The 26,988-nt window shown below is 59.6% G+C and carries 22 protein-coding genes; 17 read left to right on the forward strand and 5 right to left on the reverse strand.

Annotation, left to right across the window (positions count from 1 at the left end; genetic code table 11):
- Positions 1–17: 17 nt before the first annotated feature.
- Together dapD and AB4O45_RS18745 are read right to left on the reverse strand one after the other, a co-directional pair.
- Positions 18–1,052 carry a 2,3,4,5-tetrahydropyridine-2,6-dicarboxylate N-succinyltransferase gene (gene dapD, locus AB4O45_RS18740; RefSeq protein WP_041478134.1) on the reverse strand — a complete coding sequence of 345 codons (1,035 nt, stop codon included), beginning with the start codon at positions 1,050–1,052 and terminating at the stop codon, positions 18–20.
- A gap of 31 nt (positions 1,053–1,083) precedes the next feature.
- Positions 1,084–1,392, reverse strand: coding sequence for an arsenate reductase (locus AB4O45_RS18745; protein WP_050977860.1), 309 nt, complete (start codon positions 1,390–1,392; stop codon positions 1,084–1,086).
- Between the two features lie 345 nt (positions 1,393–1,737).
- Here AB4O45_RS18745 and AB4O45_RS18750 point away from each other — a divergent pair, with 345 nt between their 5' ends.
- Positions 1,738–3,369, forward strand: a complete 1,632-nt coding sequence (locus tag AB4O45_RS18750; protein ID WP_056783200.1) for a Na+/H+ antiporter — start codon at positions 1,738–1,740, stop codon at positions 3,367–3,369.
- 45 nt (positions 3,370–3,414) lie between these two features.
- On the opposite strand, the gene dapC is transcribed toward AB4O45_RS18750, so the two are convergent.
- The 3 genes from dapC to map form a co-directional block, all read right to left on the reverse strand.
- Positions 3,415–4,614, reverse strand: coding sequence for a succinyldiaminopimelate transaminase (dapC, locus tag AB4O45_RS18755; RefSeq protein ID WP_056783203.1), 1,200 nt, complete (start codon positions 4,612–4,614; stop codon positions 3,415–3,417).
- A 221-nt stretch (positions 4,615–4,835) separates the two neighbouring features.
- Positions 4,836–7,538, reverse strand: a complete 2,703-nt coding sequence (locus AB4O45_RS18760; protein ID WP_056783205.1) for a [protein-PII] uridylyltransferase — start codon at positions 7,536–7,538, stop codon at positions 4,836–4,838.
- Positions 7,539–7,578: 40 nt separating this feature from the next.
- Positions 7,579–8,361, reverse strand: coding sequence for a type I methionyl aminopeptidase (gene map, locus AB4O45_RS18765; protein WP_056783207.1), 783 nt, complete (start codon positions 8,359–8,361; stop codon positions 7,579–7,581).
- 372 nt (positions 8,362–8,733) lie between these two features.
- Between map and rpsB the strand changes: the two genes are divergently transcribed.
- The 16 genes from rpsB (at position 8,734) to dnaE (ending at position 26,950) form a co-directional block, all read left to right on the forward strand.
- Positions 8,734–9,471, forward strand: a complete 738-nt coding sequence (gene rpsB / locus AB4O45_RS18770) for a 30S ribosomal protein S2 (protein WP_003222119.1) — start codon at positions 8,734–8,736, stop codon at positions 9,469–9,471.
- A 191-nt stretch (positions 9,472–9,662) separates the two neighbouring features.
- On the forward strand, positions 9,663–10,526 hold the full coding sequence (gene tsf, locus AB4O45_RS18775; protein ID WP_041478130.1) for a translation elongation factor Ts: 864 nt from the start codon (positions 9,663–9,665) through the stop codon (positions 10,524–10,526).
- A gap of 209 nt (positions 10,527–10,735) precedes the next feature.
- Positions 10,736–11,479, forward strand: coding sequence for a UMP kinase (gene pyrH / locus AB4O45_RS18780; RefSeq protein WP_003222124.1), 744 nt, complete (start codon positions 10,736–10,738; stop codon positions 11,477–11,479).
- On the forward strand, positions 11,476–12,033 hold the full coding sequence (gene frr, locus AB4O45_RS18785; protein ID WP_007954771.1) for a ribosome recycling factor: 558 nt from the start codon (positions 11,476–11,478) through the stop codon (positions 12,031–12,033). The genes pyrH and frr overlap by 4 nt, the downstream gene beginning before the upstream one ends.
- Before the next feature lie 14 nt (positions 12,034–12,047).
- Positions 12,048–12,803, forward strand: coding sequence for a polyprenyl diphosphate synthase (gene uppS / locus AB4O45_RS18790; protein ID WP_016771475.1), 756 nt, complete (start codon positions 12,048–12,050; stop codon positions 12,801–12,803).
- Positions 12,803–13,609 (forward strand): phosphatidate cytidylyltransferase, encoded by an 807-nt coding sequence (locus tag AB4O45_RS18795; RefSeq protein ID WP_073476058.1) that lies wholly within the window; start codon positions 12,803–12,805, stop codon positions 13,607–13,609. The genes uppS and AB4O45_RS18795 overlap by 1 nt, the downstream gene beginning before the upstream one ends.
- Positions 13,606–14,796, forward strand: a complete 1,191-nt coding sequence (gene ispC / locus AB4O45_RS18800) for a 1-deoxy-D-xylulose-5-phosphate reductoisomerase (protein WP_252868872.1) — start codon at positions 13,606–13,608, stop codon at positions 14,794–14,796. Before AB4O45_RS18795 ends, ispC begins: the two co-directional genes overlap by 4 nt.
- 54 nt (positions 14,797–14,850) lie before the next feature.
- Positions 14,851–16,203 (forward strand): sigma E protease regulator RseP, encoded by a 1,353-nt coding sequence (gene rseP / locus AB4O45_RS18805; protein ID WP_252868873.1) that lies wholly within the window; start codon positions 14,851–14,853, stop codon positions 16,201–16,203.
- A 74-nt stretch (positions 16,204–16,277) separates the two neighbouring features.
- Complete coding sequence (gene bamA, locus AB4O45_RS18810) at positions 16,278–18,653, forward strand: outer membrane protein assembly factor BamA (protein ID WP_125925190.1); 2,376 nt, start codon at positions 16,278–16,280, stop codon at positions 18,651–18,653.
- A 45-nt stretch (positions 18,654–18,698) separates the two neighbouring features.
- Entirely contained in the window at positions 18,699–19,202 is a 504-nt protein-coding gene (locus AB4O45_RS18815; protein WP_003222140.1) for an OmpH/Skp family outer membrane protein, read from the forward strand.
- 3 nt (positions 19,203–19,205) lie between these two features.
- A complete protein-coding gene (lpxD, locus tag AB4O45_RS18820) occupies positions 19,206–20,261 on the forward strand; it encodes a UDP-3-O-(3-hydroxymyristoyl)glucosamine N-acyltransferase (RefSeq protein WP_056783213.1) in 1,056 nt (351 codons plus the stop codon).
- Positions 20,262–20,367: 106 nt separating this feature from the next.
- Positions 20,368–20,808 carry a 3-hydroxyacyl-ACP dehydratase FabZ gene (fabZ, locus tag AB4O45_RS18825; protein WP_016771469.1) on the forward strand — a complete coding sequence of 147 codons (441 nt, stop codon included), beginning with the start codon at positions 20,368–20,370 and terminating at the stop codon, positions 20,806–20,808.
- Entirely contained in the window at positions 20,805–21,581 is a 777-nt protein-coding gene (gene lpxA / locus AB4O45_RS18830) for an acyl-ACP--UDP-N-acetylglucosamine O-acyltransferase (RefSeq protein WP_150636319.1), read from the forward strand. Before fabZ ends, lpxA begins: the two co-directional genes overlap by 4 nt.
- 2 nt (positions 21,582–21,583) lie before the next feature.
- A complete protein-coding gene (gene lpxB / locus AB4O45_RS18835; protein WP_370695114.1) occupies positions 21,584–22,714 on the forward strand; it encodes a lipid-A-disaccharide synthase in 1,131 nt (376 codons plus the stop codon).
- A gap of 11 nt (positions 22,715–22,725) precedes the next feature.
- Positions 22,726–23,352: a ribonuclease HII gene (gene rnhB / locus AB4O45_RS18840; protein WP_016771466.1), complete on the forward strand. Its 627-nt coding sequence runs from the start codon at positions 22,726–22,728 to the stop codon at positions 23,350–23,352.
- Between the two features lie 76 nt (positions 23,353–23,428).
- Complete coding sequence (gene dnaE, locus AB4O45_RS18845; RefSeq protein ID WP_056783220.1) at positions 23,429–26,950, forward strand: DNA polymerase III subunit alpha; 3,522 nt, start codon at positions 23,429–23,431, stop codon at positions 26,948–26,950.
- The last annotated feature ends 38 nt before the right edge of the window (positions 26,951–26,988 follow it).

Consider the following 26,988-nt stretch of genomic DNA (forward strand, 5'->3'; position numbering starts at 1 on the left):
GGAGGTCGATGTGCTGCTTAGTTGTGAGCGTGCAGCGCTTCGTTCAGCTCGATCGCCGATTTGTGGGTCTTGCATTCCACAGCACCGGTTTCCGAATTGCGACGGAACAGCAGATCAGTCTGACCAGCCAGCTCACGTGCTTTCACAACTTTGACCAGATTATTGTTTTCGTCGAGCAGCGCAACCTTGGTGCCAGCGGTCACGTACAGGCCCGACTCCACAGTGTTGCGGTCGCCCAATGGAATACCGATACCGGCGTTGGCGCCGATCAGGCAGCCTTCACCGACCTTGATCACGATGTTGCCGCCGCCCGACAGGGTACCCATGGTCGAGCAACCGCCGCCCAGGTCCGAACCCTTGCCGACGAATACGCCAGCGGAAACGCGGCCTTCGATCATGCCCGGGCCTTCGGTACCGGCGTTGAAGTTGATGAAACCTTCGTGCATCACGGTGGTGCCTTCGCCGACGTAAGCGCCCAGACGCAGACGTGCGGCATCAGCGATACGCACGCCGGCCGGTACCACGTAGTCGGTCATCTTCGGGAACTTGTCCACGGAGAACACTTCCAGCAGTTCGCCGCGCAGACGCGCTTCGAGTTGCATTTCCGCCAGTTCGCTCAGGTCGATCGCGCCCTGGCTGGTCCACGCCACGTTCGGCAGCAGCGGGAAGATACCGGCGAGGCTGACGCCGTGCGGCTTGACCAGACGGTGCGAGAGCAGATGCAGTTTGAGGTAGGCCTCAGGCGTGGAGGTCAGTTGCGCATCTTCGGCCAGCAGCGTGGCAACCAACGGCTTGTGGCTTTCAGCCAGGCGGGTCAGAAGCTTGCCTTGCACAGCGTCGATGCCTTTGACGGCTTCAGCCAGTTGCGCGGCCTGGGCGGTGGTGAAGGTGATGGCCTGGTTGCCTTCGGTGTAACCGAGGATCGGCGCGACCGCTGCGACCAGTTCGGCCGAAGGATTGAGCAGTGGTTGTGCGTAGAACACTTCCAGCCATGCGCCTTGACGGTTCTGGGTGCCGACACCAAAGGCGATGCTGAACAGGGAATTGGACATGTGAATACCTCTACAAAGAGTGACGGGCTGCTTACTTCAGAGCGGCCGCGTAGATATCTGGCTTGAAGCCAATCAGGGTTCGGTCACCGAGATCGAGCACCGGGCGCTTGATCATCGAGGGTTGTGCGAGCATCAGTTCGATGGCTTTCGCTTGGTCGAGATCGGCTTTGCGTTCGTCGTCGAGTTTGCGAAAGGTCGTGCCGGCGCGGTTCAGCACGGTTTGCCAGCCGTGCTCGTCGCACCATTGGGTCAGGTGCTCACGGTCAATGCCGGCGGTCTTGTAATCGTGAAAGTCATAACTGACAGCGTGTTCATCGAGCCAGGTGCGCGCCTTTTTCATGGTGTCGCAGGCTTTGATGCCGAAAAGGTGCAACGTTTTACTTGAAACGGCCAAGGAATCGCCCCCTTTACAGGTGCTGGAAAAAAATGGTGACGGATTATGCCATGACCGGACGGTTTCGTCGGCCACGGTTGTCGTAACGCTGTAAAACCTGTGGGAGCGAGCCTGCTCGCGAAGAGGCCACATCAATCAATATCTCTGTGTGCTGAACGACCGCTTTCGCGAGCAGGCTCGCTCCCACAAGGGTGTCGCTTGCGGTCGTGCGACATAGGTGCAACGGTCAGCCACAGCCTAAGGCGCTAATATGGCAGTTCAACGCTGTCGATCGCCTGAGATTTTCGTTTTATGCAAACTGCTTACACCGTCCTGATCCTGCTGATGCTGGTCAGCGTCTCGCGCCTGGTCGGGCGGGTTATCCCGCTGCCATTGCCGCTGGTGCAAATCGCCGCCGGTGCCTTGCTCGCCTGGCCGACCCTGGGGCTGCACGTCGCCCTCGACCCGGAATTGTTCCTGTTTCTGTTCCTGCCGCCGTTGTTGTTTTCCGATGGCTGGCGCATGCCCAAACGCGCCTTTTGGCAATTGCGTGGACCGATCCTGACCCTGGCCGTCGGCCTTGTTCTGTTCACCGTGGTCGGTGCCGGTTATTTCATTCATTGGCTGTTGCCAACTATTCCGCTGCCAGTGGCCTTCGCCCTTGCCGCGGTTTTGTCACCGACGGACGCCGTGGCGGTTTCAGCGATTTCGCAGAACCGTCTCCCCACGCCGCTGATGCACATCCTCCAGGGCGAGGCGCTGATGAATGACGCCTCAGGCCTGGTGACCTTCAAATTCGCCCTCGCTGCAGCGATCACGGGCGTGTTTTCGCTGACCAATGCCAGTCTGACCTTCGTCGCGGTGGCGCTCGGTGGCCTGGCTGTGGGTGTAGCGTTGAGCTGGCTGGTCGGGCGCCTGCGCGCGTGGATGATCGCCCGGGGCTGGGACGATCCGGCCACTCACGTGGTGTTCATGTTGCTGCTGCCGTTCGCCGCTTACGTACTGGCTGAACGTCTGGGCGCTTCGGGCATTCTTTCGGCGGTGGCGGCGGGGATGATGCAAAGCTGGCTCGACCTGCTGCCGCGCCAGACCAGCACGCGGCTGCTCAACCGCAGCGTTTGGGCGCTGCTCGAATTTGCGTTCAATGGCTTGATCTTCCTGCTGCTTGGCCTGCAATTGCCAGACATCATCAAGGCCGTGGTCAGCCATGAGCCGACGCTGTGGCCGACGTTGTTCTATCGCTGCCTCGATGTGCTGGCGATTTTCGTCGCGCTGGTGCTGCTGCGCTTCATCTGGGTGCAGAGCATCTGGCGCTTGTCGGTGTTGCTGCGCCGACTGCGCGGCAAGGGCGAGCTGACGCAAGTGCCGACGGCGCGTTCATGCTGGTTGCTGACGGTGGGCGGTGTGCGCGGGGCGGTGACGCTGGCAGGCGTGATGTCGGTGCCGATGCTGATCGGCGCCGAGGCTTTTCCTGAACGCGACTTACTGATCTTCATTGCAGCCGGGGTGATTCTGCTGTCGCTGGTCTCGGCCTGTATCGCGCTGCCCTTGCTGCTGCGCGGCATCGACAAAAGTCCCGACGACAAGCGTCGTCAGGAAGTGCGCGACGCCTGGCGCAAGACGGCCGAAGCGGCGATTCACTCGCTGGAAAGCGAAGAAGTGGTCCCACAGGATGCCGCTCAAGCAGCGCTGGCAGCGGAGCTCAAGGCGCGGATCATGTCCGAATATCGCCATCAACTTGATGTGTTCAACGATTCCGCCGAAGCCCAGGCGCTGGCGTTTCAGATGGATCTGCTTGAGCGTCGCCTGCGTTTGAAAGCGCTGCGCGCGCAGCGTCTTGAGCTTTACAGTCTGAGCCGTCAGCACCAGATCGGTGATGACGTGTTGCGAGAAGTGCTCGGCGAACTGGATTTGAGCGAGGCCAATCTGGGCCAGGTCAAATAGCCGGTTGAGCGCTTGCAGCAGGGGACTGCCGCAAGCGCTCCGTGATCACTTCTGGCGGGTGATGAAGTCACGAATCCGTTCGGCGGCTTCGACGCATTCTGCCAGTGGCGCAACCAGTGCCATACGCACACGGCCGGCGCCAGGATTGACGCCATCGACATCGCGAGACAGATACGAGCCCGGCACCACGGTCACGTGTTCCTGTTCGAACAGATCGCGGCAGAACGCCGCATCATCGCCCTGCACATTCGGCCACAGATAGAAGCTGCCGTCCGGGCGCTGTACGTCCAGCACCGGGCTGAGGATGTTCAGCACCGCATCGAACTTCTCGCGATACAGCGCACGGTTGGCGCGCACATGCACTTCGTCATTCCACGCGGCAACGCTGGCCAGTTGAGTCTGCACCGGCATCGCGCAGCCGTGGTAAGTGCGATAGAGCAGGAAGCCTTTGAGGATGTCGGCATCGCCGGCAACGAAGCCTGAACGCAGGCCCGGCAGGTTGGAGCGCTTGGACAGGCTATGAAAGACCACGCAGCGCTTGAAGTCATTGCGGCCGAGTTCGACGCAAGCACTCAGCAGGCCCGGCGGCGGGGTTTGCTCGTCGAAGTACAGTTCGCTGTAGCACTCGTCGGCGGCAATCACGAAGTCGTACTGATCGGCGAGGGCGATCAACTTCTTCAAGGTATCGACCGGAATCAGCGCGCCGGTCGGATTGCCCGGCGAGCACAGGAACAGGATCTGGCAGCGCTGCCAGATGTCTGGCGAAACGGCGTCGAAGTCCGGGTTGAAGCCGTTTTCATCCAGGCATGGCAGGTAATGCGGCTTGGCCCCGGCGAGGAACGCCGCGCCTTCGTAGATCTGATAGAACGGGTTGGGGCTGACCACCAGCGCATCGTCACCACGATTGACCACGGTCTGGGTAAAGGCGAACAGCGCTTCACGGGTGCCGTTGACCGGCAGCACGTTGCGCGCCGGATCGATCCAGCCGTTCGGCACACCAAAACGACGCTCGCACCAGCCAGCGATGGCTTCGCGCAGGGCCGGGATACCGAGGGTGGTCGGGTACACCGCCATCTGATCCAGATTGTTCGCCAGCGCTTCGGCGACAAAGCTCGGCGAACGGTGTTTCGGCTCGCCGATCGACAGGGCGATCGGGCGTTTGTCCGGGTTCGGGGTCACGGTGCCAAGCAGGGCGCGGAGCTTTTCGAACGGGTACGGCTGGAGCTGGTTCAGAGCGTTGTTCATTGGGGCCTCTTTTAAATGCTCAAGAGCTTTCTGTGGCGAGGGGCTTTATCCCCGTTGGGCTGCGCAGCGGCCCCAAAACCATCACTGCGGTTCAACTGAATGTCCGCATACACAGGTTTTACGACTGCTTCGCAGCCGAACGGGGATAAATCCCCTCGCCACAGGGGATTGTATGTACCGGAGGAAAGCATGGGCTGCATTCACAGGGATAAATGGGTGATTCAGATACTGATCCGCGAAAGTTTGATATCCGGTTCCTGATTGACGCTCAGTTGTTCGACGATCGCATCTTGCAGACGGCTGCACAGCAGCGGATCGGACAGCGGCTGGTTATGCGCGTCGGTGATGAAGAACACGTCTTCCACGCGCTCGCCCAGGGTCGCAATCTTGGCGTTCTGCAGCGACAGGTCGAACTCGAGGAAGATCCCCCCGACCCGCGCCAGCAGGCCCGGCCGGTCAGGCGCCGTCAGTTCCAGCACGGTCACCGGACGCTGGGCGTCGTTGTGAATGGTCACTTGCGGCGCAAAGGCGAAGTGTTTGAGCTGACGCGGCACCCGGCGCTGGATGATTGTCGGGTAGTCGTCCGGGTTGCGCAGGGCTTCGGTGAGGCCTTCACGGATCTGCTTGATCCGCGCCGGGTTGTCGCCGATCGATTCGCCTTCGTTGTCGAGCACGATGTAGGTGTCGAGGGTGAACTGGCTGCTCGAGGTGATGACCCGGGCATCGTGAATGTTCAGGTTGAGCTGGTCCATCGCCGCCACGGTCACGGCGAAGAAGTCGTGCTGGTCCGGTGCATAAATGAAGATCTGCGTGCCGCCCTCGAACTCGCGCTGGGTGGTTTCCTTGATCAGCACCAGCGGCCCGCCATCCACCGGTTGCTGCAGGATCGCATCGCTGTGCCAGGCTACATCGCCGGCGGTGTGACGCAGGAAATAGTCATCGCCCAATTGCGCCCACAGTTGCTCGACGTCATCCGGGTCGGTGCCGCCGCGCACCAGAATGTCCAGTGCCGCGCTTTGCGTCTGGCGGATCTGCTCTTCGCGATCCACCGGATTTTCCAGACCCCGGCGCAGGGCTCGTTTGGTCTCGGTGTAGAGCTGGCGCAACAGGCTGGCGCGCCATGAATTCCACAGCGTCGGATTGGTCGCGTTGATGTCGGCCACGGTCAGCACGTAGAGGTAGTCGAGGCGCGTTTCGTCGCCGACCGCCTGGGCGAAATCGTGGATCACCTGCGGGTCGGACAGATCCTTGCGCTGCGCAGTGGTGGACATCACCAGGTGGTTCTGCACCAGCCAGACGATCAGGCGGCTGTCCCACACCGGCAACTGATGGCGCTGGCAGAACGCCTCGGCATCGACCGCGCCAATCTCCGAGTGATCGCCATGCCGGCCCTTGCCGATGTCGTGGTACAGGCCGGCCATGTAGATCAGCTCAGGTTTGGGCAGCTTGGCCATGAGCTTGGCGGCCAGCGGAAATTTCTCCGAGACCTGGGTGTACTGCAGTTTGCGCAGGTGCTTGATCAGGTTCAGCGTGTGCGCATCGACCGTATAGATGTGGAACAGGTCGTGCTGCATCTGCCCGACGATAAAACCGAACTCCGGCAGATAACGGCCGAGAATGCCGTAACGGTTCATCCGCCGCAGATTGCGGTGGATACCGATCTTGCATTTGAACAGCTCGATGAACAGGCTGGTGTTGCGGATATCGTTACGGAAGCTGTCATCGATCAGATGACGATGTTCGCGCAGCAGACGAATGGTGTCGGCGCGCACGCCTTTGATTTCCGGCTGTTGGGCCATCAGCACGAAAATTTCCAGCATGGCGAACGGCGTGCGGCGGAACACATTGTCATTGCGCGCCTCGATGTAGCCGTCATGCAGCTGGAATCGCGAATTGATCGGTTGCGGCGGCGCTTCATCTTCCGGGGCGAGGATGACTTCCTCGAAGTGCTGGATGATCAGATCGCTCAGTTGGGCGATGCTCATCACGGTGCGGAAGTACTGCTGCATGAAGTTTTCGACCGCCTGTTTGGCGTCGTCTCCTTCAAAGCCGAGCAGGCCGGCAATGGTGCGTTGATGATCGAACAGCAAGCGGTCTTCGGAGCGGCCGGCGAGCATGTGCAAGGCATAGCGCACTTTCCACAGAAATTCCTGGGAGGAGGCGAGCAGGGCATTTTCGCTTTCGACCAGAAAACCTTCGCCGGCGAGGGCGCGCAGGTTCAGGGTGCCGTACTGTCTGCGGGCGACCCAGAGGATCGTCTGGATGTCACGCAGACCGCCGGGCGATCCTTTGACGTTGGGTTCGAGGTTGTATTCGGTGTCGTTGTATTTGTGGTGACGGGCCTTTTGCTCGGCACGCTTGGCCAGGAAGAACTCCTTGGCCGGCCACATGTGCGCGGTGCTGGTGACGTCGAGCATGCGCTGGCGCAAACGCTCGGGGCCGCAGATGGTGCGGCTTTCCATCAGGTTGGTGACGACGGTCAGATCGGCGCGGGCCTCTTCTGCGCATTCGTCGACCGAGCGCACGCTCTGGCCGACTTCCAGACCGATGTCCCACAACAGCGTCAGAAAACGCTCGATGGAATCGCGGAAAACTTCGTGGTCGGCACTGTCGAGCAGGATCAGCAGATCAATGTCGGAATAGGGATGCAGCTCGCCGCGACCGTAGCCGCCCACTGCCACAAGGGCGATGTCGGCGTCTTCGCTCCAGTTGAACTGCTCCCAGGCCTTTTGCAGGATATTGTCGACAAACCAGGCGCGGTCTTCGATCAGCCGGCGGATGTCGCGGCCATTGCGAAAACGCGTGTCAAGGACCTCGCGAGCCTGGCGGATCGCCTTCTTGAACGCCGCGATCGGACTCGCTTTAAGGGCCAGTTCAGCCTGGAACTGGCCGCGGTCGAAGAGTTCGGGATCCACCTGCGGCATCGATTGGCTTTCCTTCTATAGGCTGGGAGCGTTCTGGGTGTCAGGCCGAGATGCGCGCGATGGTGTCATCGCTGCGCAAGGTGAAGATCTCGTAGCCGGTGTCGGTGACCAGCAGGGTGTGTTCCCACTGTGCCGAGAGCTTGCGGTCCTTGGTAATCGCGGTCCAGCCGTCGCCGAGAACCTTGGTGTCGGCCTTGCCCTGGTTGATCATCGGCTCGATGGTGAAGGTCATGCCTGCCTTCAGTTCCATGCCAGTGCCGGCGCGACCGTAGTGCAGGATCTGCGGCTCTTCGTGGAAGACCTTGCCGATGCCGTGGCCGCAGAACTCGCGCACCACCGAGAAACCGTTCTTTTCCGCGTGCTTCTGGATCACTTCACCGATGTCGCCGAGGCGGCAGCCGGGTTTGACGATCTCGATGGCCTTGTACATGCATTCCTGAGTGACCTGCGACAGGCGCTCGGCCCAGACCGGCACTTCGCCGACGTGGAACATGCGGCTGGTATCGCCGTGGTAGCCGTCTTTGATCACCGTGACGTCGATGTTCAGGGTGTCGCCGTTTTTCAGCGGTTTGTCGTTCGGGATGCCGTGGCAGACCACATGGTTGATCGAAGTGCAGATCGACTTCGGGTAGCCCTTGTAGTTGAGCGGGGCAGGGATGGCCTGCTGCACATTGACGATGTAGTCGTGGCAAATCTGGTTGAGCTGATCAGTGGTCACGCCCGGTTTGACATGTTCGGCAATCATTTCCAGCACATCGGCGGCCAGTTTGCCGGCGACACGCATGCCAGCGATGTCCTCGGGGGTTTTGAGGTTGACGGTCATACAGGCTCTCTCTGCGCTCGGCGGCGCTTACGGATACGAATTGGGTGGCAGGTGTATTTTTGCGACCCTGAAAAACGCGATTCTAACAGACGAGAGGCGCAAATCCGCGCCTGCATGTCTGGCTTGTGTCTATACAATGGTGCCCATCGAGCCGATTCCAAGGGGGCTGCGCCCATGTCGCCGGTGCGAATACAGATTCCGGGTTCCGTTTCTGCGCACCCTGTGGTATAAAATGCGCCGCTTTCCGGGGATGCCCCGAAAAGCTTAAATCCACACACGTGTCGACACGATGACCTGGGTGCCTTGGGCTTTATGCCTCTGGTTGGTCATTGGGATACGTGGAGGCCAAACCCGACTTATCAAGGAACTATCATGTCCCAAGTCAACATGCGCGATATGCTGAAGGCCGGTGTGCACTTCGGTCACCAAACCCGTTACTGGAATCCGAAAATGGGTAAGTACATTTTCGGCGCGCGTAACAAGATTCACATCATCAACCTTGAAAAAACCCTGCCAATGTTCAACGAAGCTCTGACTTTCGTAGAGCGTCTGGCCCAGGGCAAAAACAAGATTCTGTTCGTCGGCACCAAGCGTTCCGCTGGCAAGATCGTTGCTGAAGAAGCAGCACGTTGCGGTTCGCCGTACGTCGATCACCGCTGGTTGGGCGGCATGCTGACCAACTTCAAGACCATTCGTGCTTCCATCAAGCGTCTGCGTGACCTTGAAGTTCAAGCCGAAGACGGTACTTTCGCCAAGCTGACCAAGAAAGAAGCGCTGATGCGCTCCCGTGATCTTGAGAAGCTGGATCGTTCGCTGGGCGGCATCAAGGACATGGGTGGTCTGCCAGACGCACTGTTCGTGATCGACGTTGACCACGAGCGCATCGCGATCACCGAAGCCAACAAGCTGGGCATCCCGGTCATCGGCGTTGTCGATACCAACAGCAGCCCGGAAGGCGTTGACTACATCATCCCAGGCAACGATGACGCCATCCGCGCTATCCAGCTGTACATGGGTTCGATGGCTGACGCAGTTATCCGCGGTCGCAACAACGTTGCTGGCGGTACTGTTGAATTCGCAGCTGAAGAAACTCAGGCTGCAGCTGAGTAATCGACGCCCCTGGCGTTGACTCAGTAAGCAAAAAGGGGGCTTGGCCCCCTTTTTGCCACCTCGAAAACCATTTGTCGGCGCCCACGTCTGTATTTGTCATGTGCGGCAGCCAACATGGGTGGTTCGGGAAGAATTGAACGCCCGTTCGATCGGGTGGAATGGTTGAAAACCTATCCAAGAGGAATTTGAAAATGGCAGCAATTACTGCAGCGTTGGTCAAAGAACTGCGCGAGCGTACCGGCGAAGGCATGATGGATTGCAAGAAAGCCCTGGAAAAGGCTGACGGCGACATCGAAAAAGCCATTGATGACATGCGTGCTTCGGGCGCCATCAAGGCTGCGAAAAAAGCTGGCAACGTTGCCGCTGAAGGCGCAATCGCCATCAAATCGAATGACAAGGCAGCCGTGCTGCTGGAAGTCAACTCGCAGACCGACTTCCTGGCTCTGCAAGACGATTTCAAGAACTTCGTTGCTGCCAGCGTAGAAAAAGCTTTCGACGAAAAACTGACCGACGCAGCTCCGCTGATCGCCGCTCAGGAAGCGGCTCGTGAAGCGCTGGTTGCCAAAGTCGGCGAGAACGTCAACATCCGTCGTCTGGTACGCGTAGAAGGTGACGTTGTCGGCACCTACCTGCACGGTAACAAGATCGGTGTTGCTGTTGTCCTGAAAGGCGGTGACGTCGAGCTGGCCAAAGACATCGCTATGCACGTTGCTGCAAGCAACCCTGAGTTCCTGCTGCCTTCGCAAGTCTCCGACGAAGCGATCGAGCGTGAGAAAGCTGTATTCCTGCAGTTGAACGAAGAAAAGATCAAAGGCAAGCCAGAAAACATTGTTGAGAACATGGTCAAAGGCCGTATCAGCAAGTTCCTGGCAGAAGCGAGCCTGGTCGAGCAGGCGTTCGTCAAGAACCCTGAAGTCAAGGTTGGCGAGCTGGCCAAGAAAGCCGGCGCTGAAATCGTTTCCTTCACTTACTTCAAAGTAGGCGAAGGCATCGAGAAGCCGGTCGACAACTTCGCTGAAGAAGTTGCTGCCCAGCTGGCTGCCGCCAAGCAATAAGACGGTTTTTCAACTGTCGCCCGAAAGAGGCTGCCCGCTAACGCGCGCAGCCTCTTTTCAGATGGGGTACCAATTTTTTATTTGGTTTCCACCCGGAACTGACTTACAAAGCCATGTTCCGATGGCGCTGCAGCAGCGCCAAGCTAGAGTGAACGCCAGCTGTAAACAGCTCGCAAAGAATTTTAAATACGCCGCAGGAGAGATTCGCAATGGCTCAGCAGGGCAGTGGTTATCAGGCTCGCTATAAACGCATTCTACTCAAGCTTAGCGGCGAGGCCCTGATGGGCTCGGAAGAGTTCGGGATCGATCCGAAGGTACTGGATCGCATGGCGCTGGAAGTCGGCCAGCTGGTCGGCATCGGCGTGCAGGTCGGTCTGGTCATCGGCGGTGGCAACCTGTTCCGTGGCGAAGCCCTGAGCAAGGCCGGGATGGATCGGGTCACGGGCGACCACATGGGCATGCTGGCCACTGTGATGAACGCCCTGGCCATGCGCGATGCGCTGGAACGTGCCAATATCTCGGCCATCGTCATGTCGGCCATTTCCATGGTCGGTGTGACCGATCACTACGATCGCCGCAAAGCCATGCGTCACCTGAACTCCAAAGACGTCGTGATCTTCGCGGCCGGTACCGGCAATCCGTTCTTCACCACGGATTCGGCAGCCTGCCTGCGTGCAATCGAAATCGACGCCGACGTTGTGCTCAAGGCCACCAAGGTTGATGGCGTGTACACCGCAGACCCGTTCAAAGACCCGCATGCCGAGAAGTTCGATCATCTGACTTATGATGAAGTACTGGATCGCAAGCTGGGCGTAATGGATCTGACTGCCATCTGCCTGTGCCGCGATCACAAGATGCCGCTGCGCGTATTCAACATGAACAAGCCCGGCGCCCTGCTGAACATCGTGCACGGCGGCGCTGAAGGGACTTTGATCGAGGAAGGCCAACAATGATCAACGAAATCAAGAAAGACGCCCAAGCGCGTATGCAGAAATCCCTGGAATCTCTGAACCACGCGTTCGGCCAGATTCGTACCGGCAAGGCTCACCCGAGCATTCTGGGTAGCGTCATGGTGCCTTACTACGGCACTGACACTCCGCTGAGCGGCGTTGCCAACGTCACCGTGAAAGATTCGCGCACCCTGCAGGTCGTGGCCTTCGAGCGCAACATGCTCGCTGCCGTCGACAAGGCGATCCAGAGCGCTGGGCTGAACCTCAACCCGACCAACCTGGGCGAGTTGCTGCTGATCCCGATGCCGGCCCTCACCGAGGAAACGCGCAAAGGTTTCACCAAGCAGGCGCGCAGCGCAGCGGAAGACGCGCGCGTTGCTGTGCGCAACATCCGTCGTGATGCCTTGGGCGAGCTGAAGAAACTGGTCAAGGACAAGGAAATCAGCGAAGACGAAGAACGTCGTGCCATCGCTGATATCGATAAGCTGACCAAAGAATCCGAGGCCCAGATCACCAAGGCCACGGACGAGAAAGAAAAAGACCTGATGGCCGTATAAGGGTCGAGCTTTAAATGGACAAGACCAAGCAGACTGCGCCGTCCGCGGTGCCGCGCCATGTCGCGATCATCATGGATGGCAATAATCGCTGGGCGAAAAAACGCTTTATGCCGGGTGTCGCCGGGCATAAAGCGGGCGTGGATGCTGTGCGGGCGGTGATCGAGGTGTGCGCTGAGGCCAAGGTCGAAGTCCTGACCCTGTTCGCCTTCTCCAGTGAAAACTGGCAGCGCCCGGCCGATGAAGTCAGTGCCTTGATGGATCTGTTCTTCAAGGCGCTGCGTCGTGAGGCCAAGCGTCTCAACGACAACAACATCAGCCTGCGCATCATTGGCGATCGCTCGCGCTTCCACCCTGAGCTTCAGGCGGCGATGCGCGAGGCCGAGGCCATGACGGTCGGTGCCAACCGCTTTGTCCTGCAGATCGCCGCCAACTATGGCGGTCAGTGGGATATCGCTCAGGCCGCGCAGCGTCTGGCGCGTGAAGTCCAGGCCGGGCACTTGCGCCCGGAGGACATTACCCCGGATCTGCTGCAGACCTGTCTGGCGACCGGCGATCTGCCGTTGCCTGACCTGTGCATCCGTACCGGTGGCGAGCATCGCATCAGCAACTTCCTGCTGTGGCAGCTGGCCTACGCCGAGCTGTACTTTTCCGACCTGTTCTGGCCGGACTTCAAACACGACGCCATGCGCACCGCGCTGGCCGATTTCGCTTCACGCCAGCGTCGCTTCGGTAAAACGAGCGAGCAGGTCGAAGCTGGAGCCCGGGTTTAATGCTTAAACAACGAATCATCACTGCACTGATCCTGCTGCCGATCGCCTTGTGCGGGTTTTTCCTGCTCAAAGGTGCAGGCTTCGCGCTGTTCATCGGTCTGGTAGTCAGTCTCGGTGCGTGGGAATGGGCGCGTCTGGCCGGCTTCACCGCACAATCGTTCCGCGTCGGCTTTGCCGCTGTGGTCGCCCTGATGCTGTTCGTCATGTATGTGCTACCGGGCCTTGCGCCTTGGGTGCTCGGTGCATCGGTGATCTGGTGGGCGATTGCGACTTATCTGGTGCTGACGTATCCACGCTCCAGCGCGCACTGGTCCACTGCGGCAACCAAACTGCTGATTGGTCTGCTGATCCTGCTGCCTGCGTGGCAGGGTCTGGTGCAGATCAAGCAGTACCCGCTGGGTAACTGGTTGATCATGGCGGTGATGGTGTTGGTCTGGGGCGCGGACATCGGCGCTTACTTTTCCGGGCGCAAGTTCGGCAAGCGCAAGCTCGCGCCGCAGGTCAGTCCGGGCAAGAGCTGGGAAGGTGTTTACGGTGGTCTGGCGCTGAGTCTGGTGATTACCGCGATCGTCGGGCTGGTGCGCGACTGGACCGTGGCCGAACTGCTCAAAGGCTTGGTCGGCGCGGCAGTGATCGTCTTCATTTCCGTGGTCGGTGACCTTACCGAAAGCATGTTCAAGCGCCAGTCCGGCATCAAGGACAGCAGTAATCTGCTGCCCGGGCATGGTGGCGTGCTGGATCGCATCGACAGCCTGACCGCAGCCATTCCGGTGTTCGCCGTATTGCTCTGGATGGCCGCACCGTGAGTCGTCCCCAGCAGATTACCGTGTTGGGTGCGACCGGTTCGATCGGTCTGAGCACCCTGGATGTGATTGCGCGTCATCCTGAGCGTTATCAGGTTTTTGCATTGAGTGGTTTCACTCGCCTCAGTGAGTTGTTCGCCTTGTGCGTGCGCCATGTACCGCAATTTGCCGTAGTGCCTGAAGTGGCCGCAGCGCGTGGGTTGCAGGATGACTTGCGTGCAGCCGGTTTGCCGACTCGTGTGCTGGTAGGGGAGGAGGGGCTGTGTCAGGTTGCCTCCGCGCCCGAAGTTGATGCGGTCATGGCGGCCATTGTCGGTGCGGCGGGTTTGCGTCCGACACTGGCGGCGGTCGAGGCGGGCAAGAAGATTCTGCTGGCCAACAAGGAAGCGCTGGTCATGTCCGGCGCTCTGTTCATGCAGGCCGTGCGCAAAAGCGGTTCGGTGCTGCTGCCGATCGACAGCGAGCACAACGCGATTTTTCAGTGCATGCCCGCGGATTTCGCCCGCGGCTTGAGCTCGGTGGGGGTGCGGCGGATCTTGCTGACGGCCTCTGGCGGGCCTTTCCGGCAGACGCCGATGGCCGAGCTGGCAGATGTTTCGCCTGAACAGGCGTGCGCGCATCCGAACTGGTCCATGGGGCGCAAGATCTCCGTGGATTCGGCAAGCATGATGAACAAGGGTCTGGAACTGATCGAAGCCTGCTGGTTGTTCGATGCCAGGCCGGCTCAGGTCGAAGTGGTGATTCATCCGCAAAGCGTGATCCACTCTCTGGTCGATTACGTCGATGGCTCGGTCCTGGCGCAGTTGGGTAATCCGGACATGCGCACACCGATCGCCAACGCCCTGGCCTGGCCGGAGCGTATCGATTCCGGCGTACCGCCACTGGATCTGTTCGCCATTGCGCGACTGGATTTTGAGGCGCCCGATGAAAGCCGCTTCCCCTGCCTGCGTTTGGCCCGTCAGGCGGCCGAAGCTGGCGACAGCGCGCCGGCGATGCTCAACGCGGCCAATGAAGTGGCCGTGGCGGCGTTTCTCGACGGACGGGTTCGCTACCTGGAAATCGCGAGTATCATCGAGGAAGTCTTGAATCTGGAGCCGGTAGTGGCGCTGCACGACCTCGACGCCGTATTTACGGCGGACGCGAAAGCGCGATTGCTGGCTGAGCAGTGGTTGAGTCGGCACGGCCGATAGTTTTTGCAACACAACGGCGACACGCGACACTGAACAGGATTGCGGAGAAAGTAGATGAGCGCGCTCTATATGATTGCCGGCACCCTGATCGCCCTGGGTGTGCTGGTCACCTTCCACGAATTCGGCCACTTCTGGGTCGCGCGTCGCTGTGGCGTCAAGGTTCTGCGTTTCTCCGTGGGCTTTGGCATGCCGTTGCTGCGCTGGCATGACAAGCAAGGCACCGAGTTCGTGGTCGCCGCGATTCCGCTGGGCGGCTACGTCAAGATGCTCGACGAGCGCGAAGGCGAAGTGCCGGTCGATCAGCTTGATCAGTCGTTCAATCGCAAATCGGTACGTCAGCGCATTGCTATTGTTGCCGCCGGCCCGATTGCCAACTTCCTGCTGGCGCTGGTGTTTTTCTGGGTGCTGGCGATGCTCGGCAGCGAGCAGGTGCGTCCGGTCATCGGCGCGGTCGAGTCTGGCAGCATTGCCGCCAAGGCTGGTCTGAACGCGGGTCAGGAGATCGTCTCGATCGATGGCGAGCCAACGTCCGGTTGGGCTGCGGTCAATCTGCAACTGGTGCGTCGTCTCGGTGAAAGCGGTGCCATTCAATTGCTGGTGCGCGAGCAGGGTTCGACTGCCGAGTCGGCCCGCACGCTGGCACTGGATAACTGGCTCAAAGGTGCCGACGAGCCGGATCCGATCCGCTCGCTGGGCATTCGTCCTTGGCGTCCGGCCTTGCCGCCGGTGCTTGCCGAGCTGGACCCGAAAGGTCCGGCCCAGGCCGCCGGGCTGAAAACCGGCGATCGCTTGCTGGCTCTTGATGGTCAGCCGCTGAGTGACTGGCAGCAGGTGGTTGATACCGTTCGTACGCGTCCTGATACCAAAATCATGCTGCGCATCGAGCGCGACAATGCTCAAATCGACGTCCCTGTGACCCTGGCGGCGCGCGGTGAAAGCAAATCGCCAAGCGGTTATCTGGGCGCTGGCGTCAAAGCCATCGACTGGCCACCGGAAATGATCCGCGAAGTCAGCTATGGCCCGCTGGCCGCGATTGGCGAGGGTGCCCGTCGCACTTGGACCATGAGCATTCTGACGCTGGATTCACTGAAGAAAATGCTGTTCGGCGAGCTCTCGGTAAAAAACTTGAGTGGACCGATAACCATTGCTAAAGTGGCGGGCGCTTCTGCCCAGTCGGGCGTCGCTGATTTCCTGAATTTCCTTGCTTATCTGAGTATTAGCCTGGGCGTTCTGAATTTGCTGCCCATTCCTGTACTGGATGGGGGGCATTTGTTGTTTTATCTGATCGAGTGGGTGCGTGGTCGCCCCTTGTCGGATCGGGTGCAAGGTTGGGGGATACAGATCGGTATCAGTTTGGTGGTCGGGGTGATGTTGCTTGCTCTGGTCAACGATCTGGGTCGACTGTAACGCTTCGCTGAATTGCGAATCTGCCGCATTTTGCGGCAGTTTGTTTATTGCCAGTTGGAATAAGAAAGGACTTCATGAAACGTCTGCTGCTAACTGCGGTTCTCACCGTATTGATGATCGCCGAAGTTCACGCCGAGTCCTTCACTATCTCTGATATTCGCGTCAATGGCCTCCAGCGGGTCTCCGCGGGTAGCGTCTTTGGTGCCTTGCCGTTGAACGTCGGCGAGCAGGCGGATGATCGTCGCCTGGTGGAATCCACTCGTGCATTGTTCAAAACCGGTTTCTTTCAAGATATCCAGCTGGGCCGCGAAGGCAACGTTCTGGTCATCACCGTGGTCGAGCGTCCATCGGTCGCCAGTATCGAGATCGAAGGCAACAAGGCCATCTCTACTGAAGACCTGATGAAGGGCCTCAAGCAATCCGGTCTGGCCGAAGGCGAAATCTTCCAGCGCGCCACCCTCGAGGGTGTGCGTAACGAACTGCAACGTCAGTACGTCGCCCAGGGTCGTTACTCGGCTACCGTCGACACCGAAGTGGTCTCGCAGCCGCGTAACCGCGTGGGTCTGAAGGTGAAGATCAATGAAGGCACCGTTGCTGCCATTCAGCACATCAACGTGGTAGGCAATACGGTTTTCCCTGAGGAAGACCTGACCGACCTGTTCGAACTGAAAACCACCAACTGGCTGTCGTTTTTCAAGAACGATGACAAATATGCCCGCGAAAAACTTTCCGGTGACCTGGAGCGTCTGCGTTCCTACTATCTGGACCGCGGCTATATCAACATGGACATCGCTTCGACCCAGGTATCCATTACCCCGGACAAGAAGCACGTCTACATTACTGTCAACGTCACCGAAGGCGAGAAGTACACCGTTCGTGACGTCAAGCTCAGTGGTGACCTGAAAGTCCCTGAAGAGCAGATCAAGTCGCTGTTGCTCGTGCAGAAGGGCCAGGTGTTCTCGCGCAAGCTGATGACCACCACCTCCGAGCTGATCACCCGTCGTCTGGGTAACGAGGGCTACACCTTCGCCAACGTCAACGGCGTGCCTCAGCCGCACGATGATGACCACACTGTGGACATCCTCTTCGCTGTCGATCCGGGCAAGCGTGCCTACGTCAACCGCATCAATTTCCGTGGCAACACCAAGTCCGAGGACGAAGTGCTGCGTCGTGAAATGCGTCAGATGGAAGGTGGCTGGGCTTCGACCTACCTGATCGACCAGTCCAAGACCCGTCTTGAGCGTCTGGGCTTCTTCAAGGAAGTCAACGTTGAGACCCCGGCTGTGCCAGGTGTCGACGACCAGGTTGATGTGAACTACGCCGTTGAAGAACAGGCTTCCGGTTCGATCACCGCCAGCGTCGGTTTCGCCCAGAGCGCCGGTCTGATCCTCGGTGGCTCGATCACCCAGAACAACTTCCTCGGTACCGGTAACCGCGTCAGCATCGGCCTGACCCGCAGCGAATACCAGAGCCGCTACAACTTCGGCTACGTTGACCCCTACTGGACCGCTGATGGCGTAAGCCTGGGTTACAACGCGTTCTATCGCACCACCGACTACGATGAACTCGATGCCGATATTTCCAGCTATGCGGTAGACAGTCTCGGTGCGGGCGTAAACGTCGGCTACCCGATCAGTGAGACTTCGCGTCTGACGTTCGGTCTGTCTGCCCAGCAGGACAAGATCAACACCGGTCGCTATACCGTTGACGAGATTTTCGATTTCGTCGAGAAGGAAGGCGACAACTACCTGAACTTCAAGGCCTCGGCCGGTTGGTCCGAGTCGACCCTGAACAAAGGCGTGTTGCCGACCCGTGGTCGTTCCCAGAGCCTGACCCTGGAAACCACCATTCCGGGCAGCGACCTGTCGTTCTTCAAACTTGACTACCGTGGTCAGCTGTTCCAGCCGATCACCGAAAACTACACACTGCGCCTGCACTCCGAACTCGGTTATGGCGATGGTTACGGTTCGACCGATGGTCTGCCGTTCTATGAAAACTACTATGCCGGTGGTTTCAACTCGGTTCGTGGCTTCAAGGACAGCACCCTCGGCCCGCGCAGTACGCCGAGCCGTGGTAACAACCCGGGCACTATTGCAGACCCGGACCAGGATCCACTGCCGTTCGGTGGTAACGTCCTGATCCAGGGCGGTGTAGAAGTTCTGTTCCCGCTGCCATTCGTCAAGGATCAGCGTTCCCTGCGGACTTCGGTCTTCTGGGATGTCGGTAACGTGTTTGACTCGCAGTGCAAGGACACTACGAACGCCAATGGTTCGTCGTCCAACACCAAGTGCAACGACATCAGCCTGAGCAACATGGCCAGTTCCGTCGGTGTCGGCGTGACCTGGGTCACCGCACTGGGGCCGTTGAGCTTCGCCCTGGCGATGCCGATCAAGAAACCGGATGACGCTGAAACTCAAGTGTTCCAATTCTCCCTCGGCCAGACGTTCTAAGCGTCTGACCCAAGATAACGACAATGGATTTTGTAGGAGTGCATCGTGCGTAAGTTGACTCAATTGGTTCTCCTGGCCTCCGTACTGGTGGCAGGCCCGGCGTTCGCCGACATGAAAATTGCCGTGCTGAACTATCAGATGGCTCTGCTGGAATCCGACGCGGCGAAGAAGTACGCGGTGGATGCAGAGAAGAAGTTCGGTCCGCAACTGACCAAGCTGAAAACCCTGGAAAGCAGCGCCAAAGGCATTCAGGACCGTCTGATGGCCGGTGGCGACAAAATGCAGCAGGGCGAGCGTGAGCGTCTGGAGCTGGAATTCAAGCAAAAGGCTCGTGACTTCCAGTTCCAGTCCAAGGAACTGAATGAAGCCAAAGCCGTTGCCGACCGTGAAATGCTCAAGCAACTGAAGCCGAAACTGGACAGTGCCGTGGAAGAAGTCATCAAGAAAGGTGGTTTTGACCTGGTGTTCGAGCGTGGCGCAGTCATCGATGTCAAACCTCAGTACGACATCACGCGCCAGGTTATCGAGCGCATGAATCAGCTGAAGTAACCCATGACCGTGACTATCAGGCTCGGCCAGTTGGCCGAGCACCTCGGCGCCACCCTGCGTGGCGACCCCGAGACGCAAATTACTGGGCTAGCCACTTTGCAAGAGGCTGGCCCAGCTCAGTTGAGCTTTCTGGCAAATCCCCAATACCGCAAATACCTGGCCGGTTCTCAGGCAGCTGCACTGCTGCTCAAGGAGGCCGACGCTGAGGGTTTTGCCGGTAATGCCCTGGTGGTGCCGGACCCTTACCTGGCCTATGCACGCATCTCGCATCTGTTCGATCCAAAGCCAAAAGCGGCTGGCGGGATTCATCCGACAGCGGTGATCGCGGCGGACGCAGTGGTTGATCCAAGTGCCAGCATCGGTCCGTTCGTGGTGATCGAAGCCGGTGCACGCATCGCTGCACAGGTCACGCTGGGCGCGCATTGCGTAGTCGGCGCGCGCAGCGAAATCGGTGAAGGCGGCTGGCTGGCTCCGCGCGTCACGCTCTATCACGATGTGCGCATCGGTAAGCGTGTGGTTATTCAGTCCGGCGCAGTCATCGGCGGTGAGGGCTTCGGCTTCGCCAACGAGAAAGGTGTCTGGCAGAAAATCGCCCAGATCGGTGGCGTGACCATCGGCGACGATGTCGAGATCGGCGTGAACACCGCCATCGACCGCGGCGCTCTGGCCGATACGGTGATCGGCAACGGCGTGAAGCTCGACAACCAGATCCAGATCGCGCACAACGTCCAGGTCGGTGATCACACCGCCATGGCCGCGTGCGTCGGCATTTCCGGCAGCACCAAGATCGGCAAGCACTGCATGCTCGCCGGCGGTGTTGGTCTGGTCGGCCACATTGATATTTGCGACAACGTTTTCCTGACCGGGATGACCATGGTGACTCACTCGATTACCGAGCCGGGCGCCTATTCTTCCGGCACAGCCATGCAACCGGCGGCCGAATGGCGCAAAAGCGCGGCCCGCATCCGTCAGCTCGATGACATCGCACGACGGTTGAAACAGCTGGAAAAGCGCGTTGGGGAAGTGACCCCTGACGGTAATGCTTCATCTGATGGCTGATACCATTTCCATATCAAGTGTGCACAGCCTCTGGACTGCCTCCTTGATTTGCTAGAGGAGTGCGCGTCAGTCGCGCTCCCAATCTTTACATAGGCTTTCCCCTGAAATGATGGACATCAACGAGATTCGCGAATACCTGCCTCACCGTTACCCGTTCCTGCTGGTGGACCGGGTGGTGGAACTGGACACTGAAGGCAAGCGAATTCGCGCCTACAAGAATGTCAGCATCAATGAACCGTTCTTCAACGGTCACTTCCCTGCGCATCCAATCATGCCGGGCGTGCTGATCATCGAAGCGATGGCTCAGGCTGCCGGGATCCTCGGTTTCAAGATGCTCGACGTCAAACCGGCCGACGGCACCCTGTATTACTTCGTCGGTTCCGACAAGCTGCGCTTCCGCCAGCCAGTCAAGCCGGGCGACCAGTTGATCCTTGAAGCGACCTTCATCAGCTGCAAGCGCAAGATCTGGAAGTTCGAGTGCCAGGCTTCGGTGGACGGCAAGCCGGTCTGCTCGGCAGAAATCATCTGCGCGGAACAGAAAGTATGAGTTTGATTGACCCTCGCGCAATCATCGATCCGTCCGCCGTTCTGGCTGACGGCGTCGAGGTCGGCCCGTGGTCGATCATCGGCGCAGGTGTGGAAATCGGCGAGGGTACCGTGATCGGGCCGCACGTGATCCTCAAGGGGCCGACCCGCATTGGTAAAAACAATCGCATCTACCAGTTTTCTTCGGTAGGCGAAGACACCCCGGATCTGAAGTACAAAGGCGAGGAAACCCGCCTGGTGATCGGCGACCACAACGTTATTCGTGAAGGCGTGACCATTCACCGTGGCACCGTGCAGGACCGTTCGGAAACCACACTGGGTGATCACAACCTGATCATGGCCTATGCCCACATCGGCCATGACAGCGTCATCGGCAATCACTGCATTCTGGTCAACAACACTGCGTTGGCCGGGCATGTACACGTTGACGACTGGGCGATCCTCTCCGGTTTCACCCTGGTGCACCAGTACTGCCACATCGGCGCCCACAGCTTTTCCGGCATGGGCACGGCGATCGGCAAGGACGTTCCGGCGTTCGTCACCGTATTCGGCAACCCGGCCGAAGCGCGCAGCATGAACTTCGAAGGCATGCGCCGTCGCGGTTTCAGCGAAGACGCGATCCACGCCTTGCGTCGTGCTTACAAGACGGTCTATCGGCAGGGCCTGACGGTCGAGCAGGCGCTGGCCGAGCTGGCCGAGCCGTCTGCGCAGTTCCCTGAAGTCGCCGTGTTCCGCGATTCGATCCAGGCGTCGACTCGCGGCATCACCCGCTGATCATGGCCAGTCTGCGTATCGCGCTGGTGGCGGGTGAGGCTTCCGGTGACATTCTCGGCGCCGGCCTCATGCGCGCGCTCAAGACTCAGCACCCGACAGTCGAGTTCATCGGCGTCGGCGGTCCGCTGATGCAGGCTGAAGGCCTGACCTCGTACTTTCCCATGGAGCGCCTGTCGGTCATGGGGCTGGTGGAGGTCCTCGGTCGGCTGCGTGAGTTACTCAAACGCCGCAAAGAGCTGATTGCCACACTGATCGCCGCGAAGCCGGACGTGTTCATCGGCATCGATGCGCCGGATTTCAACCTCAATATCGAACTCAAGCTGCGTCAGGCCGGGATCAAGACCGTGCATTACGTCAGCCCGTCGGTATGGGCGTGGCGGCAGAAGCGGGTGCTGAAGATCCGCGAAGGCTGCGATCTGATGCTGACCCTGTTGCCGTTCGAGGCGAAATTCTACGAAGAGAAAGGCGTGCCGGTGCGTTTCGTCGGTCACACCTTGGCCGATACCATTCCGCTGCAAGCCGACCGCGCCGCTGCACGCACCGAACTAGGCTTGGCCGACGGTCCGCTGGTAGCGCTGATGCCGGGCAGCCGTGGCGGGGAAGTCAGTCGCCTCGGTGCGCTGTTCCTCGACACCGCCGAACGTCTGCGCGGCATGCGTCCGGGCGTGCGCTTTGTCATTCCTTGTGCAAACCCGGAACGCCGGGTGCAACTCGAGGCCTTGCTTGCTGGCCGGGATTTGCCGGTAACCTTGCTCGACGGTAAATCTCATCTGGCGCTCGCCGCGTGCAACGCCGTGTTGATCGCCTCCGGCACTGCTACCCTTGAAGCGCTGCTGTACAAGCGGCCGATGGTGGTGGCGTATCGGTTGGCGCCGCTGACATTCTGGATTCTCAAGCGCATGGTCAAAAGCCCATACGTGTCGCTGCCCAACTTGCTCGCTCAGCGCTTGCTGGTGCCGGAGTTGTTGCAGGATGATGCGACTGTCGAGGCGTTGGCGCAGACGCTGTCGCCATTGATCGATGGCGGTGATGAACAGACCCGCGGCTTCGACGAGATCCACCGCACGCTGCGGCGCGATGCTTCCAATCAGGCGGCGCAAGCCGTCCTTGACCTGATCGGCAAAACACAATGAGCAAGACAAGCATGCAAATGGGCCTGGATTTCACTCTGGTAGCCGAAGTCGAAGAACTGGTCGCTGGTGTTGATGAAGTCGGTCGTGGTCCGTTGTGCGGTGCGGTGGTGACAGCTGCGGTAATTCTCGATCCGAACCGGCCGATCCTCGGCCTCGATGACTCGAAAAAACTCACCGAAGCCAAGCGCGAAAAGCTCTACGACGAGATCTGCGAAAAGGCGCTGAGCTGGTGCATCGCTCGCGCCGAAGTCGAGGAAATCGACGATCTGAATATCCTCCACGCGACCATGCTGGCCATGCAGCGCGCGGTCGCCGGTCTGCACATTCAGCCGAAACTGGCGATGATCGACGGTAACCGCTGCCCGCATCTGCCGATGCGTGCCGAGGCGGTGATTCAGGGCGACGGCAAGGTGCCGGCGATCGCGGCAGCGTCGATTCTGGCCAAGGTCAGTCGTGATCGCGAAATGGCGGCGTTCGAATTGATCTACCCGGGCTACGGCATCGGTGGCCACAAAGGCTATCCGACGCCCGTTCATCTGGAAGCGCTGGCGCGGCTCGGCCCGACGCCGATTCACCGCCGCTCGTTCGCCCCGGTACGCCTGGCTTACGAGGCGCGGGAAAGCCTGACGCAGGTTTAGGCGCAAGGCTGATGTTTTATTCGAGGCCCGGTACAATCCGGGCCTCGTTGTCTCTATGTAACTGGACAGGATCACTATGCCGGCTTCATTCGTTCATCTACGCCTGCACACTGAATACTCCCTGGTCGACGGGCTGGTGCGGATCAAGCCGCTGGTCAAGGCGCTGACCGCCATGAACATGCCGGCGGTCGCGGTCACCGACCAGAACAACATGTGTTCCCTGGTCAAGTTCTATAAAAACGCCATGGGCGCCGGCATCAAGCCGATCTGCGGCGCCGACCTGTGGCTGGCGAACAAGGACCCGGATGCACCGCTGAGCCGCCTCAGCCTGCTGGTGATGAACGCTCAGGGTTATCGCAATCTCACCGAACTGATCTCGCGTGGCTTCATCGAAGGCCAGCGCAACGGCATGGTCATCGTCGAGCGCGAGTGGGTGGCCGAGGCCAACGAAGGTTTGATCATGCTGTCCGCCGCCAAAGAAGGCGAGATCGGCATGGCCATGATCGGCGGCAATCCGGCGGAAGCCGAAGCGCTGGCGCGCGAGTGGATGGCGGTGTTCCCGGATCGCTTCTATCTGGAAATCCAGCGCACCAACCGCCCCAACGATGAAGAACAGCTGCACGGCGCCGTGGCACTGGCCGACAAGCTTGGCGCACCGCTGGTGGCGACCAACGATGTGCGTTTCATCAAGCAGGAAGACTTCGCCGCCCACGAAACTCGTGTGTGCATCGGTGAGGGCCGCGCCCTCGATGACCCGCGTCGTTCGAAGAATTACAGCGATCAGCAATACCTGAAAAGCGCCGAGGAAATGCTCGAGCTGTTCAGCGATATTCCCGACGCCATCGAAAACACCGTCGAGATCGCCAAGCGCTGCAACATCGAAGTGAAGCTGGGCACACACTTCCTGCCCAACTTCCCGATTCCCGATGGCATGACCATCGACGAATATTTCCGCAAGGTCTCCTTCGAAGGTCTCGAAGAACGCTTGGCTGTGCTGCTGCCCAAAGACACTACCGAAGACTACGAAGCCAAGCGTCAGGTCTATGTGGACCGCTTGAATTTCGAGCTGGATATCATCATCCAGATGGGCTTCCCCGGTTACTTCCTGATCGTGATGGACTTTATCCAGTGGGCCAAGAACAACGGTGTGCCGGTAGGTCCGGGCCGTGGGTCGGGTGCCGGTTCGCTGGTGGCTTACGTACAGAAGATCACTGACCTCGACCCGCTGGAATATGACCTGCTGTTCGAACGTTTCCTCAACCCGGAACGGGTTTCCATGCCCGACTTCGACGTCGACTTCTGCATGGACGGTCGTGACCGGGTGATCGATTACGTGGCCGAAAAGTACGGCCGCAACGCGGTGAGCCAGATCATCACCTTCGGTTCCATGGCCGCCAAGGCTGTGGTCCGTGACGTGGCGCGGGTGCAGGGCAAGTCCTATGGCCTGGCGGATCGTCTGTCGAAGATGATTCCGTTCGAAGTCGGCATGACCCTGGAAAAAGCCTACGAGCAGGAAGAGATCCTGCGTGACTTCATCAAGGTCGATGAAGAAGCGGCGGAAATCTGGGAGATGGCGCGCAAGCTTGAGGGCGTGGTGCGTAACGTCGGTAAGCACGCCGGTGGTGTGGTGATCGCGCCGACCAAACTCACCGACTTCTCGCCGATCTATTGCGACGAGGCCGGTGACGGTCTGGTGACCCAGTTCGACAAGGACGACGTTGAGGCCGCCGGTCTGGTGAAGTTCGACTTCCTCGGCCTGCGTACCCTGACGATCATCGACTGGGCGCTGAAAACCATCAACCGCGACCGCGCCAAGGTCAACGAGCCGCCGCTGGATATCGCCTTTATCCCGCTCGACGACAAGCCGACCTATCAGTTGCTGCAAAAAGCCGAAACAACGGCGGTGTTCCAGCTTGAATCCCGGGGCATGAAAGAGCTGATCAAAAAGCTCAAGCCCGACTGCCTGGAAGACTTGATCGCACTCGTTGCACTGTTCCGTCCCGGTCCGCTGCAATCGGGCATGGTGGACGACTTCATCAACCGTAAGCACGGTCGCGCCGAACTGGCCTATCCGCACTCGGACTACCAGTACGACGGTCTCAAGCCGGTACTGGCGCCGACTTACGGCATCATCCTGTATCAGGAACAGGTGATGCAGATTGCCCAGGTCATGGCCGGTTACACCCTCGGCGGTGCGGACATGCTGCGTCGGGCGATGGGTAAGAAAAAGCCCGAAGAAATGGCCAAGCAGCGCGGCGGCTTCATCGAGGGCTGCGCGACCAACGGCATCGACGCGGATCTGGCGGGTAACATTTTCGACCTGGTGGAGAAATTCGCCGGTTACGGCTTCAACAAGTCCCACTCCGCCGCTTACGGCCTGGTGTCGTACCAGACCGCTTGGCTGAAAGCTCACTACCCGGCGCCGTTCATGGCCGCGGTACTTTCGGCGGATATGCACAACACCGACAAGGTCGTGACCTTGATCGAGGAAGTGCGGACGATGAAGCTGCGCCTCGACGCGCCGGACGTGAACACTTCGGAGTTCAAGTTCACGGTGAACGACGACGGCCGCATCGTTTACGGCCTCGGCGCGATCAAAGGCGTCGGTGAAGGTCCGGTGGAAGCGATCACCGAAGCGCGTCAGGCCGGTCCGTTCAAGGATCTGTTCGATTTCTGCGCGCGGGTCGACCTCAAGCGCATCAACAAACGAACTCTTGATGGCTTGATTCGCAGCGGCGCGCTGGATCGCCTCGGCCCGTATTTCCACGACGAACAAAAGGCCTATCAAGCCAACATCGACCGTAACCGCGCGGTACTGCTGGCGGCGATGGAAGAGGCGATCAAGGCGGCCGAGCAGACTGCGCGGACCCACGACAGTGGCCACGCCGACCTGTTTGGCGGCTTGTTCGTCGAAGAAGACGCTGACGTTTACGCGTCTCATCGCAAAGCCAAGGAACTGACCCTCAAGGAACGCCTCAAGGGTGAAAAAGACACCCTGGGCCTGTACCTGACCGGTCACCCGATCGACGAATACGAAGGCGAAATCCGCCGTTTCGCCCGTCAGCGCATCATCGACCTGAAACCGGCGCGCGACACGCAGACCGTGGCGGGGATGATCATTGCCCTGCGGGTGATGAAGAACAAGAAGGGCGACAAGATGGGCTTCATCACCCTTGACGACCGCTCCGGACGGATCGAAGCGTCGCTGTTTGCCGATGCGTTCCATTCGGCGCAGTCGCTGCTGCAGACCGACGCGATGGTGGTGGTCGAAGGCGAAGTCAGCAATGACGACTTCTCTGGCGGTCTGCGCCTGCGGGTCAAGCGCGTGATGAGCATGGAAGATGCGCGCACCAATCTGGCCGAGAGCCTGCGCCTGAAGCTGCACACCCAGGATCTGAAAGGCGATCAGCTACGCTGGTTGGGCGAACTGCTCAAGCGTCATCGCGGCGCGTGCCCGGTGACCATGGAGTACACCAGCCCGGATGCGAAGACCTTGCTGCAGTTCGGCGAGACCTGGCGGATCGACCCGGCGGATGCCTTGATTCAAGCCCTGCGTGACCAGTTCGGGCGAGACAACGTCTTCCTCCAATACCGTTGACCGGCAAGTGCCATCATGGCGCTTGCCCGCAACCTGAA

Source organism: Pseudomonas sp. S2_B10, from assembly GCF_054668425.1.